This is a genomic window from Idiomarina ramblicola, assembly GCF_003987255.1.
Taxonomy (GTDB): domain Bacteria; phylum Pseudomonadota; class Gammaproteobacteria; order Enterobacterales; family Alteromonadaceae; genus Idiomarina; species Idiomarina ramblicola.
This window is the reverse complement of the sequence record NZ_PIQC01000001.1, coordinates 1-13142: the sequence shown is the minus strand read 5'-3', so window position 1 is coordinate 13142 and position 13142 is coordinate 1. Positions and strand designations below refer to the sequence as shown.

Sequence of the window (13142 nt, the reverse complement as noted above, 5' to 3'; positions counted from 1 at the left end):
CTTCAGCCTGCTTTAAGAGTCTTGTTTGGTTTTTTTACTCATACGAGCGCGCAACGCTTCCAGCTCGTCATTAACCTTACCCTCATTTTCTAACTCTGCAAATTCATCGCGCAAAGTCCGCTTACCCATATCATAAGACTCGACCTGAGCTTCTAAGTCATCAATTTTTGCTTCGTAGCGGTCAAAACGCTGCATCGCATCATCGACTTTGCCACTATCAACTTGCTGCTTAACCTGTAGACGGCTACTTGCCGTTTTCTGGCGCATTAGGATAGTTTTTTGACGAGATTTAGCATCGGCCAATTTTTCCTGCAACTGACCAATTTCGTCATTGAGCTTATCCAGACTCTCATTAACGCGATCCATTTCCTGTTGTAACGCATCAACGCCCTGCTGTGCCTTTTGTTTTTCAACTAATGCCTGGCGTGCTAAATCTTCACGCTCTTTGGTTAACGCTAGCTCAGCTTTGTTTTCCCATTCCTTAACTTCATTTTCCATACGTTGTTGCTGACGCTGAATATCTTTCTTTTCAGCCAACAAGCGCGCTGAAGTCGAGCGTACCTCTACTAACGTGTCTTCCATTTCCTGGATAATCAGACGAACCATTTTTTGCGGATCTTCGGCTTTATCCAATAAAGAATTGATATTGGAGTTCACGATGTCGCTAAAACGTGAAAAAATACCCATAATAATTACCTCATACTGGTTTAATAAACGATTCGGTAATTTATTATTCAAGTATCAAGCCAACTTTTATTTATTTTTTAACCAGCTGTTTTATAAAAGTTTTTTTGATTTTACGTTCACTTTGCACTTGCGCGAGTTCGTAAAATAAACTAATAATTAGCAAAAATAACTATAATATAAGGCATTCGACATGCGCCCCGAGCGGAAACCCGATAACCTCATCGGACAATCTAATAGCTTTTCCGATGTGCTGGAACAAGTTTCGCAAATTGCCCCTCTCGATAAGCCGGTCCTCATTATTGGTGAACGTGGTACAGGTAAAGAGCTTATCGCTTCTCGCTGTCACTACCTTTCAAGACGCTGGCAGCAACAGTACATTACGCTGAACTGCGCCGCTTTGAATGAGAATTTGCTCGACAGTGAATTGTTTGGTCACGAAGCGGGAGCCTTTACCGGTGCGGCTAAAAAGCACGAGGGTCGCTTTGAACGAGCTGACGGCGGCTCATTGTTTCTTGATGAGCTGGCCAATACGTCCTTACGAGTTCAGGAAAAGCTTCTGCGCGTTATTGAGTACGGAGAGTTTGAACGGGTTGGTGGCCGCCATCCGGTAAAAGTCGATACACGGCTCATTGCGGCAACGAATGAAGACCTCCCTTCCCTTGCTGCTAACGGTAAGTTTCGACTCGACTTACTCGATCGTCTTGCCTTTGATGTCATCACCCTGCCTCCTTTACGCGAACGGCGCGAAGATATCATGTTACTGGCCGAACACTTTGCTATCTCCATGGCTCGAGAAATGGAACTTGAATTATTTAGTGGCTTTTCTGAAAAAGCGCGTAAGACATTACTGGAGTACCACTGGCCTGGTAACGTCCGCGAACTGAAAAACACCGTAGAACGCAGTTTGTACAGATTGGGAAATGGGCATGTTCCCATCCACGATATTGTCATTGACCCTTTCAATAGCCCGTTCCGACCAAAAACGTCGGCTCCCAAGGCTTCTCCTCAAGCCCCGGCTCAAGACGAGCAGATCGTTAGTGATAGCAATGAAACCATTGATATACCGAAACTGCACCCTGAGCAGCCAATAGATTTCAAACAGAAATCACAAGAGTATGAGGTCGATGTCTTGTCACAGGCCTTGCGTTTATGTCAGTTTAATCAAAAGAAAACAGCAAACTTTCTCGGACTGACTTATCATCAGTTACGAGGGTACCTAAAAAAGTATCAGTTATTGGAAGGGGCTTCAGCAGCTAATGATTAAAGCGTACGCCACTGTAGCTGCAATTTCTGCATTCCTGATATCTGGCTGTCAGTCAGAAGAGCCTTCGCCTGCCCCCCTGGCAAATGGAATTATATATTGTTCTGAAGGCAACCCGGATACTTTTAATCCTCAGCTGGTCACTTCAGGAACCACCGTTGATGCAACGGCCGCGCAACTTTATGACCGTTTAATTGATTATGACGCCAACCAACAAAAGTTTGTTCCCGCCCTGGCTAAGCGCTGGGAAACACTGGATAATGGAACCCGATATCGGTTTCACTTACGTGAGGGCGTTCAGTTCCATCATACTGACTATTTTCAACCAACCCGAGAACTCACCGCTGAAGATGTCCAGTTCAGTTTTAACCGTTGGTTAGATGACACCAGTCTTTACCACACAGTTGGAGGGAGTTACCCCTTTTTCAGTGCAACCGGCCTCGACCAGTTAATTAATAAAGTGGTAAAGATTGATAAAATGACGGTTGATATTGTATTAAACAATGCTGACAGTTCATTTTTGGCCAACCTGGCAACCGATTTTGCCATTATTTTATCGGCTGAGTACGCACAACAACTGCTGGTTGTCGATCGCCCTGCCCAAATTGATATACTACCCATAGGAACTGGCCCCTATCGCTTCGAGAGTTATCGTAAAGACGTACTGATCCGCTATTCACGTCACCCGGATTACTGGCGCGAGGGCCCTGGCATAGAGCACCTTGTTTACTCTATTACTCCCAACGCCAATAAACGTATGTTAAAACTGGTTACTGGAGAGTGTGACATTATTCCTTACCCTCTGGTGAGCGAATTAAAAGCGCTCAACAGAAAAGAGTTGCAGGTAACCAATGAGGTCAGCCCCAATGTGTCGTTCTGGGCCTTTAATACAGAAAAAGAGCCTTTTAATGACCCTCTTGTTCGTCAGGCGCTAAGCCACGCAATTAATCGCGAAGCCATCATTCAAACTATTTACTACGGCAATGCCGAACTAGCACAGTCAATACTGCCACCGACATCCTGGGCTTACGATGATCGTGGCATTCAGTACCGCTACAATCCAGAGAAAGCAAAGCGCTTGTTACAAGAAGCGGGACATGCAAACCTCAACATTAATATCTGGGCTATGCCGGTGCAGCGCGTCTATAACCCTAATGCTCGCAGGATGGCCGAGTTAATGCAGTCCGACTTGGCTCAAATAGGAGTTTCGGCACGTATTGTGTCGTACGAATGGAACACGTTCCGCAGACGCCTCTCGCGCGGAGAACATGATACGGTCCTCATAGGCTGGTATGCGGATAATGCCGACCCTGATAACTTTTTCCGTCCGTTGCTGAGTTGTGCCGCGGTTGCCACCGGAGGTAACCGTGCTAACTGGTGTCACCCAGGCTTTGATCAACTGCTTTACAGTGCGATAGCCACAACCAATGCAGAAGAACGCAAGGCGTTATATCAATCGGCTCAACATCTGTTAAATCAGCAGCAACCCTTGTTACCTATTGCCCATTCAAAGCGTTTTCAGGCTCAACAGAAAGACATCACGGGTGTCGAGTTGCCACCTTATGGCGGCATTAACTTCCGTTTGGCGACCAAACAAACGGCAGAGGACGACTCACAATGACCCGCTACCTGATTGGACGATTAACAGTCTTTATTATTGCCGTATTTTTGTTAACGGTTTTTAGTTTCAGCCTGAATTACTTTTTCCCTGGCGACCCGATAACCAATATGAGTGGTGTTCGAAGCTTCCAAAGCAACTACCCTTTGGTCATGGAAATGCGTGCCGGAAATGAAAATATCGCAACTCAATACCTCCACTATTTGCGTCATTTATTTGCCGGTAACTGGGGACAATCACTCAGTAACGGTACCCCGGTATTTGCTGACGGATTTCAACACTTTATGGCATCTATGGAGTTAATAATTCTGGCTTTGCTCGTTGCAGTGACTCTTGGGTTACCCTTAGGTGTTTTCGCCGCTTCGCGCTTTAGACAGCGCTCCGATAAAGCCGTGATCAGTCTCGCTATGATCGGCTATTCGGTTCCTGTCTTCTGGCTGGCGCAGCTAATGATATTGCTCTTTGCTATAAAGCTGGGCTGGTTCCCTATCACGGGTCAAATTAATCCTCTTTATGGTGTTGAGCCACAAACCGGTTCTATCCTGGTCGATGTCTTTTTAAGTAACTCAGAGTACAAAGCGGCAGCCTTTCAAGACGCCATTAACCATATTGTCTTACCGGTGCTGATACTGGCTATCATGCCAATGATGTTATTACTACGACTTATGCGCAATGCGACACAGGAAATGTTGCAGAAACCCTTTGTTAAGGCAGCACGCGCTCGAGGTCTAAACGAATGGCGTGTATTGGTAAAACATGCCATTCCAAATGCCTTACAATCGGTACTGCATCAGACCACGTTGCTTTTCAGTCTGATGTTAACTAATAGCATTGTTGTTGAGTCCATTTTTAATTGGCCTGGGATGGGCAACTGGCTCATCCGCAGTATTTTCGAACGCGATTACCCCATTATTCAGTCAGCAGTGTTAATGTTTGCTTTCGTTATTTTGTTTTTCAATCTGCTGGTAGAGCTATACCATGGCTGGCGTTTCCCAATAGTGAGGCACGAGCAATATGCCACACGTTAACCTCTATCATCACGACGAAACACCATCGCCACTGCAACTTGTCTGGAAAAGCTTTCGGGCAAGATTCCTTTCCATGGCCGCATTGTATGTCTTATTAGCAATGATACTGGTTGTTTTATTGTCGCCTTTATTGGCACCATTTAATACATCAACTCAGTTTTCTGATGCCATAGCACTGCCGCCATCGTGGGTTGAAAGTGGCAATATGCAGTTTCTCTTTGGTACCGACGACCTTGGCCGGGATATGCTTTCAAGATTATTAATTGGCGGGCTCTACAGTCTGGGGCTGCCGATATTAATGGTTGCTGTATCCTCATTAATTGGAATGAGCATTGGGGCACTTGCCGGCATTGACCGAACCATCAAATATCAGAGCCTCTCGCGACTATTCGACACTTTGCTGTCGATACCATCATTTCTCATGGCGCTCATTATTATTGCCATTTTAGGCACCGGCTTTAACAACGTCGCTTTCGCGATTACCCTATCGCTGATCCCTCAATTTATTTTTGTAACACGCAATGCCGTTCATGAAGAGTGGCACAAAGATTACGTCACTGCCTCACGGCTGAATGGCTGTTCTAAGGCCTATTTGCTTTACCGGGTTATATTACCCAACGTTACCCCAACTCTGGTTATGCAGCTAACCGTATCGCTCTCGGTCGCTATTATGGATATTGCTGCACTCAGCTTTCTTGGATTGGGGATTCAGGCACCAACCCCGGAATGGGGCAGTATGCTCGCCCGGAGTCTGGATGAGGTCTACTTGTCTCCTTGGTCTATGGTGTTACCCGGCGTTACCTTATTTGTTACGATAATGGCGATAAACATTGTCGGCGACAGCTTGCGACGCGCCTTAAAAGAAAGGGTCAACAGTTAATGCAGTTACTTGATATCCGCAACCTAACAGTTGAAATGCAGACACCACACGGAGTTGTTCGCGTGCTCGACAAAGTTAACCTGCAACTCATCGAAGGTGAAATTCATAGTATTGTCGGGGAGTCCGGTTCGGGTAAAAGCTTGCTGGCAAAAGCCATTGTCGGCTTTATTAATCCCAATTGGCAGGTAACAGCTGACCGTCTCTGGTGGAACGGTCAGGACTTATTAGCTATGAGCCCACGCCAGCGTCGACAGATAACCGGCCGCGATATGGCAATGATTTTTCAGGACCCGAACGCCTATTTGGATCCTAACAGCACCGTTGAACAGCAAATTGTTGAAGCAATTCCTCAGGGAGACGTCCGTGGCACTTTTATGCGCCGCCGGGTTGATCGTAAAACCCGGGTTAAAAGGCTGCTACACCGGGTCGGCATCCGTGACCACGAGTCGATAATGGATAGCTACCCATTTGAGTTGTCTCAAGGTATTGCACAAAAGGTCAGCATTGCTATTGCCATTGCTCACCGCCCTAAATTACTTATTGCTGATGAACCCACCACGGCAATGGAACCGTCGACACGACTGCAAATTCATCGCTTACTAGCGCGGCTTGCGGTAAGCCAAAAAATGTCTGTTGTACTCATTTCACAGGATGTCGCTTCCATTTTGCCGGAAACCAAGCGTCTGACCATGCTTTACTGCGGTCAGTTGATGGAGACCGGGCCAGCAAAGGATATTTTATCGGAGCCCGCACACCCTTATACCGATTCCATGATCCGTATGTCGTTGCAAACACAGCAGCAACTTCCGCATAAAGCCCGGTTACCGACATTGCCGGGGGCTATTCCCACATTGCGTCATATGCCTATTGGCTGTCGTTTGGGGCCCAGGTGTCCAAAGGCACAAAAAACTTGCGTTAAAGCGCCAACCGCAACTCATGAAAGACAACGCGTTTTTCATTGTCACTTTCCATTACTGGATACCACTTCATGAGTCATTTACTTGAAATTCGTAACCTAGGTAAAACGTTTCGATCTCGTAAGGGCTGGCCCTGGACACCTAAGTCTGTCGCTATAGAGCCTCTATCGTTTACTTTAGAAGCGGGAGAAATACTGGCGGTAATGGGTGAAACCGGCTCAGGCAAGTCAACACTGGCAAAAATCATTGGCGGGGTTGATACTGCAACTAGCGGTGAGATTTGGCTTAACGGTCAGAGACTGCATAGCCATAACTACTCTCAATTATGCAACAACGTTCGCATGATTTTTCAGGACAGTGAGAACTCGCTTAATGCCCACTTAACCATTGGTAAACAGCTAGAGGAACCTTTACTGTTTAATACAGAACTAACCGCGGCAGAACGCCAGGAGCGCGTTAACTTGACCCTGCAACGCGTGGGGATGCTACGTGAGCACTGGGAATTCTACCCTCACATGCTATCGAGTGGTCAAAAGCAAAGAGTCTGTATTGCACGAGCAATTATTCTCGAGCCACAAATTGTTGTTGCCGACGAAGCTTTAGTTGCACTTGACCCATCTGTTAGAGCTCAAATCATTAACCTAATGCTCGATCTCCAGCAAGATATGGGAATTTCATATATTTTAGTCACACATTCGCCGCAAATTGTGAAACATATTGCTGATAAGATCTTAATTTTGTATCGTGGTAAAATGATCGTGTTTGATAAAACAGACATAGTATTAGAAGACACGCAGCAACCTTATGTTCAACAGTTGCTGCACGAACACTTAAAACAGAACATTTAACGCAACAGCGACAGAAGCGATAAGATCGCTGACTAAAAACTAAAAAACAGGAGTTTAATGTGGAAACAGGTACTCTGATATCACTAGCGCTGTACTTTATTGTCATGCTAGGTATTGGCCTTTATGCCTATAAGAAATCTACGGATTCAGTCTCCGGCTATATGCTTGGAGGACGAGGCTTAGGCCCTGCAGTTACGGCATTATCAGCAGGTGCATCCGATATGAGTGGTTGGATGTTGATGGGCTTACCCGGTGCAATTTACGTCTCTGGCGTATCTCAGTTGTGGATTGCAGTGGGTCTGGTCATTGGTGCATTCTTAAACTATGTCATTGTGGCGCCCCGCCTCAGAACCTACACCGAAGTTGCTAACGACTCAATTACGATTCCCGATTATTTTGCTAATCGTTTTGATGATAAAGGTCGTCGGTTACGTATCTTTTCTTCGGTCGTTATCATCATATTCTTCACCTTATATACTTCAGCCAGCTTAGTTGCGGGAGGCAAACTGTTCGACAGTTCCTTCGGCTTGGATTACACCACTGGTCTCTGGATAACCGCAGGCGTTGTCTGTGCTTATACCTTATTTGGTGGCTTCCTGGCAGTCAGTATGACCGACTTCGTCCAAGGCTGTATTATGTTTGTGGCTCTGGTCTTAGTTCCTATAGTGGCCTTTGCTGAACTTGGCGGTTACAGCAGTGTTGTTGGCCAGGTTGGTGATATGAATCCGGATTTTCTGGAGTTCTTTAAAGACGGGGAAACCGGTGAAATGTTAGGCTTCCTTGGCCTTGTTTCCTTGTTGGCCTGGGGGCTTGGTTACTTTGGTCAGCCGCATATTATCGTCCGCTTTATGGCGATTCGCTCAGTCAGCGATGTAAAAGCCGCTCGCCGTATCGGTGTTTCATGGATGACAGTGTCTATTATCGGTGCCATGGCAACCGGCTTTGTCGGTATCGCGTATGTGGCTGAAACCCAAATGAGCCTGCCTGATGCGGAGACTATCTTCATTATATTCTCCCAGTTCTTGTTCCACCCATTAATCAGTGGTTTCTTACTGGCCGCTATTCTTGCCGCAATCATGAGTACCATCTCATCACAGTTGTTGGTTAGCTCAAGCTCTTTAACAGAAGACTTTTATAAAGCCTTTTTGCGTAAAGATGCGAGCCAAAAAGAGCTGGTTTTTGTTGGACGGATGTCTGTTCTGGCGGTTTCTTTAGTCGCTATTTGGTTAGCCTGGAACCCAGAAAATACCATTCTGAGTCTGGTCAGTAATGCTTGGGCAGGATTCGGAGCAGCCTTTGGTCCGGTGGTTATTCTGAGCCTATTCTGGAAACGTATGAACCGCAATGGTGCATTAGCCGGTATGTTGGCTGGTGCTATCACGGTTCTGTTCTGGATTTACGGACCAACCTTTGGCGGCGAGCACCTTTCTGCTTATGTTTATGAAATTGTGCCCGGCTTTATCCTCTCTACTCTGGCAGTTATTATCTTCAGCAAAATCACAGCTGAGCCAGCTCAAGAGCTGCAGGATAAATTTGTCGAAATGGAAAGTGTCATTGACGAGTACTACCACGGAGACAAACAAGGCTAAGATAAACTCAGCTTTGTAACTGATAAAAAGACCAGCCCATCGCGGCTGGTCTTTTTTGTTTTAAGAGTCCAGCCTATAGTGGTAAAAAAACGAGAAGGTAAACACTATGGCTAAACTTAATATCATTGCATCCGCTGCTATCGCTTTTTCCTGCGCTGCGGCAACCCTACCCAGCAATGCCAGCGATCGTATTACTGGCCACCATTTTGCAACCCGTTCCGAAGCTATGGCGCCAACAGCCATGGCGGCAACCAGCCAGCCCTTAGCGACTCAGGTCGCATTGGACATTATGCAAGAAGGCGGTAACGCTATTGACGCAGCCATCGCTGCCAACGCCGTTTTAGGACTGGTTGAGCCCACTGGCAACGGTATCGGTGGTGACTTGTACGCTATTGTATGGGACGCTGACTCAGAGAAGTTGCACGGATTAAATGCCTCAGGCCGCTCACCACAGAGCTTATCTTTGGAATACTTCAAAGAAAATGGATATGACTCTATCCCTGCACGCGGCGTACTGCCGTTATCGGTTCCAGGTGCAGTTGACGGTTGGTTTGAGCTACACGGTCGTTTTGGCCAGATGAGTATGGATAATATCCTGCAGCCAGCTATAGATTATGCTGAATCAGGTTTTCCTGTTACTGAAGTCATCGCTTATTACATGAAGCGTAATGCCGAAGTACTGAAAGACATTCCAGGCTTTGCCGACGTTTTTATGCGTGACGGTAATGTACCAGAGAAAGGCGAGCGCTTTAAAAACCCTGCTCTGGCTAACACCTATAAAACACTAGCAAACGAAGGTCGTGATAGCTTTTATAAGGGGAAAATAGCTCGTACTATCAGTGACTTTGTCGAAGAACACGGTGGCTTTCTCTCCTACACCGACTTGGCTCAACACAGCTCAACCTGGGTCGATCCGGTATCGACCAACTATCGCGGATACGATTTATGGGAGTTACCGCCAAACACCCAGGGGATCGCTGCGCTGCAAATTCTTAATATGCTTGAGCAATTTGATATCAAAGCTATGGGTTATGATAGCCCCGAGTACATTCATCATTTTGTAGAAGCCAAAAAGCTGGCGTTTGAGGATCGTGCTAAATACTATTCGGATCCTGCGTTCAATGACGTACCGGTTCAAGGTCTTATCGACAAAGAGTACGGCAAAGAACGTGCGCAACTGATTAACTCTGAACGCGCCGGACGCTCTTATGAGCCGGGTAATCCGCCAACCGAAGGTGATACCATCTATCTGACTACTGCCGATAAACACGGTAATATGGTGTCACTCATTCAAAGTAACTATCGCGGTATGGGTTCAGGCATTACTCCAACCGGTTTAGGTTTCGTTCTGCAAAACCGGGGCGAGCTCTTTGCGTTAGACCCAAACCACCGTAACGTGTTTGAACCAGGGAAACGCCCTTTCCACACCATTATACCTGCTTTCGTCACTAAGGACGGTAAGCCGCTTATGAGCTACGGGGTTATGGGAGGAGCTACGCAGCCACAAATGCACGCACAAATTCTTATCAACCTCATTGATTTTGGTATGAACTTGCAAGAGGCTGGCGATGCGCCGCGCATTCTGCATACAGGCTCAAGTCAGCCAACAGGATCGGTCATGGAAGATGGTGGCGTGGTCAGTCTGGAAAATGGTTTCTCAAAAAACACTCGCCGTGAATTAATAAAAATGGGGCACACACTACAGGAAGCCGTGGGGCCCTACGGTGGCTATCAGGCTATCTGGAAAGACCATGAACAAGATGTCTATATTGGTGCTTCTGAAAGCCGTAAAGACGGACACGCGGCTGGTTACTAACATTGTGGCCGTTTCACCTAACAAAACTCAGGTGAAACGGCTTTATATTCTCTAGATTTTATTTAACCTTGGCGCTCTCGATATAGGTCAATCTCTTCCATAATCAAGTCACGCATCCTCGTCGTGGTTTCATAACCTAGGTCAATGGCTTCCTGACCACGGTAGAATTCCATGATGCCAATATGACCAAGCTTGGGCTGTACCAATATATCGGGTGGATCACCTGCCATCCGCGCTTTGGTAATACGTTCCTGCATAATATCGATAGAGCTGGCCATAACACTGAACATACCGGGGGCCTTTTCGCCATTGTTCCGAAAACGCTCTTTAAAGCTATCCAGATACTCCTTGCTACCCGACCACATATTATCGAAAAAGCCATTTTCATTATCCTGAACTTCCATATCAGTCTTTTCTTTCTCGAGTTGCTCTGCCTCTGTCTGCGGAGGGATACTGCGCCCCCGCCGTTGTTGAGCTTTAGAGTTCAGTTGCGAGTTAAGGTGCACTGCAATAACAAAATCGGCACCTAAGGCACGACACAAAGACACCGGCACCGGATTGACTAAGCCTCCATCAATTAACCATCTTCCATCAAATGACTTAGGCGACAATATCCCGGGCATCGCACAAGAAGCTCTTGAAGCATCATAAAGATCGCCCTCTCGTAGCCAAATTTCACGACCACTGTATAAGTCCGTAGCCACAGCGCCGTAAGTTATAGGCAGATCCTCAATATTGCGATGACCAAATTCTTCCCTTGCGCGGTTAAATACCTTTTCACCACCAATAATTCCGCCATGATTAAAGCCAAAGTCCAGCAAGTTAAAAACTTCCCAGCGGTTCATTCCCTGTACCCACTGCTCAATTTCAGCCAGTCGTCCTGATGCATAACCGGCCCCGACTAACGAACCAATTGAGGTTCCGGCCACCATGTTAATACGGACACCCATCTCTTCCAGCGCTTTTATCACACCAATATGTGACCACCCTCGAGCAGCTCCGGAGCCCAGAGCTAAAGCGACCTTCACTTCCGACATGTGCTTTTTCCTACTTTTCTTAATAATGCATCTATCGTACTATGATTACTCATTCGTCAACAACATCACTGAGCAGTTAGATGATTTGGACAGAACGTCAGTCAGGTATATCAGATCAGCGCCCCAACGACACCCGAACGGATTTTCAACGTGATAAAGCGCGCATCCTCCATAGTGCAGCCTTCAGGCGGTTGCAGGCTAAAACTCAGGTTATGTATGTTGGCATGCACGACTTCCCACGCACACGACTGACGCATTCACTGGAGGCCAGTCAAATTGGTGCAAGCCTGGTTGTCCATCTAACCAACCGATACCCTGATCTGGCTGCTCAGCTTGAATTATCCGAGCCGTTGCTTGAATCTCTTTGTCTTGCCCATGACATCGGCCATCCACCATTTGGGCACGGCGGTGAAATTGCTCTTAATTACATGATGCGCAACAACGGCGGCTTTGAAGGCAATGGCCAAACATTTCGGATTGTTACTCAGCTTGAAGCTTACACACCTGAGCACGGCATGGATCTAACCCGACGCACCCTGCTTGGCTTATTAAAGTACCCAATACTGGCCAGCAGCATTCGGCGAGGTAAATTACCCGATGATGTTACCAACTTCCGCCATTTACAAACTCGCGAGTGGCTTCCACCAAAAGCTTTGTTCGATGATGACTGTGCTCAATTAAATTGGGTTTTTGAACCACTCAGTGGCAATGATAAAAAGAACTTTCAAACATTACTGCAGCAACCATCAGCAACGACCCATGGTAAAAGTGCTTTAAAAAGCATTGATGCGTCTATTATGGAAACTGCAGATGATATAGCTTACGGCGTTCATGACCTTGAAGACGCTATTGTGGTTGGCCTCATTCACCGACATCACTGGGAAGAAAATATGCTCTCTGATTTAAAAAAATTAGAAGCAGAGTTAACCAATTTCAGTGCGACTGGATTAACAGACGATCTATTCTCCGGCAGCCATCACCTTCGAAAACAAGCCATTGGGGGCCTAGTCAACCGACTGCTCACATCAGCCAGGCTTGAATCGACCAACTACGACTTTGACTGCCCTCTGCTTCAATATCAGGTTCAGTTAGGCACCGCTGAAAAAGTTTTGTTGAATTCACTAAAGCAATTTATCTTCAAATGGGTGATTCGAAAACCCGAAATGCAGGCACAAGAATTTAAAGGTCAACAAATTGTAATGGAACTCTTTGAAGTTTTGTCAGTGGAACCCGAACGCTTACTCCCTGAAAATACGCGGCTGCGTTATATTCAACAGCAGCAAAAGGGTGGAAATTCGCTACGGGTTATTTCAGATTATCTTTCGGGGATGACCGATGGTTACGCCGCCAAACTTTACCAAGAACTCTTTTCGGTCAGCTCTCCAAAAAGCGCTTTTCAGTAATCTCTAATCACAAAAAAGCCGGAGTTTATGAAGTGACCCCATAAAGTTGGACTCATTT

General features: G+C 46.4%; 11 protein-coding genes. 9 read left to right on the top strand and 2 right to left on the bottom strand.

Annotated elements, in window-relative coordinates; all coding sequences use genetic code 11:
* Positions 1-12 precede the first annotated feature (12 nt).
* The gene (pspA, locus tag CWI78_RS00055; protein ID WP_126779053.1) at positions 13-687 is read right to left on the bottom strand and encodes a phage shock protein PspA; all 675 of its coding nucleotides are present in this window, start codon (positions 685-687) and stop codon (positions 13-15) included.
* A gap of 190 nt (positions 688-877) precedes the next feature.
* On the opposite strand from pspA, the gene pspF reads away from it, so the two are divergent.
* The 8 genes from pspF (at position 878) to ggt (ending at position 10644) form a co-directional block, all read left to right on the top strand.
* Positions 878-1951 (top strand): phage shock protein operon transcriptional activator, encoded by a 1074-nt coding sequence (gene pspF / locus CWI78_RS00050; protein WP_126779051.1) that lies wholly within the window; start codon positions 878-880, stop codon positions 1949-1951.
* A complete protein-coding gene (locus CWI78_RS00045; protein ID WP_126779049.1) occupies positions 1944-3569 on the top strand; it encodes an ABC transporter substrate-binding protein in 1626 nt (541 codons plus the stop codon). The genes pspF and CWI78_RS00045 overlap by 8 nt, the downstream gene beginning before the upstream one ends.
* The gene (locus CWI78_RS00040) at positions 3566-4594 is read left to right on the top strand and encodes an ABC transporter permease (RefSeq protein ID WP_126779047.1); all 1029 of its coding nucleotides are present in this window, start codon (positions 3566-3568) and stop codon (positions 4592-4594) included. Before CWI78_RS00045 ends, CWI78_RS00040 begins: the two co-directional genes overlap by 4 nt.
* Complete coding sequence (locus tag CWI78_RS00035; protein WP_126779045.1) at positions 4581-5474, top strand: ABC transporter permease subunit; 894 nt, start codon at positions 4581-4583, stop codon at positions 5472-5474. Before CWI78_RS00040 ends, CWI78_RS00035 begins: the two co-directional genes overlap by 14 nt.
* Positions 5474-6466 carry a peptide ABC transporter ATP-binding protein gene (locus CWI78_RS00030; protein WP_126779043.1) on the top strand — a complete coding sequence of 331 codons (993 nt, stop codon included), beginning with the start codon at positions 5474-5476 and terminating at the stop codon, positions 6464-6466. Before CWI78_RS00035 ends, CWI78_RS00030 begins: the two co-directional genes overlap by 1 nt.
* Positions 6463-7239, top strand: a complete 777-nt coding sequence (locus tag CWI78_RS00025) for a peptide ABC transporter ATP-binding protein (RefSeq protein ID WP_126779041.1) — start codon at positions 6463-6465, stop codon at positions 7237-7239. Before CWI78_RS00030 ends, CWI78_RS00025 begins: the two co-directional genes overlap by 4 nt.
* A gap of 59 nt (positions 7240-7298) precedes the next feature.
* Positions 7299-8828: a sodium/proline symporter PutP gene (putP, locus tag CWI78_RS00020; RefSeq protein WP_126779039.1), complete on the top strand. Its 1530-nt coding sequence runs from the start codon at positions 7299-7301 to the stop codon at positions 8826-8828.
* Positions 8829-8934: 106 nt separating this feature from the next.
* Positions 8935-10644 carry a gamma-glutamyltransferase gene (ggt, locus tag CWI78_RS00015; RefSeq protein WP_126779038.1) on the top strand — a complete coding sequence of 570 codons (1710 nt, stop codon included), beginning with the start codon at positions 8935-8937 and terminating at the stop codon, positions 10642-10644.
* Between the two features lie 62 nt (positions 10645-10706).
* On the opposite strand, the gene rssA is transcribed toward ggt, so the two are convergent.
* Positions 10707-11681 (bottom strand): patatin-like phospholipase RssA, encoded by a 975-nt coding sequence (rssA, locus tag CWI78_RS00010; RefSeq protein ID WP_126779037.1) that lies wholly within the window; start codon positions 11679-11681, stop codon positions 10707-10709.
* 80 nt (positions 11682-11761) lie between these two features.
* Between rssA and CWI78_RS00005 the strand changes: the two genes are divergently transcribed.
* Positions 11762-13084 carry an anti-phage deoxyguanosine triphosphatase gene (locus tag CWI78_RS00005; RefSeq protein WP_126779035.1) on the top strand — a complete coding sequence of 441 codons (1323 nt, stop codon included), beginning with the start codon at positions 11762-11764 and terminating at the stop codon, positions 13082-13084.
* Positions 13085-13142 lie beyond the last annotated feature (58 nt).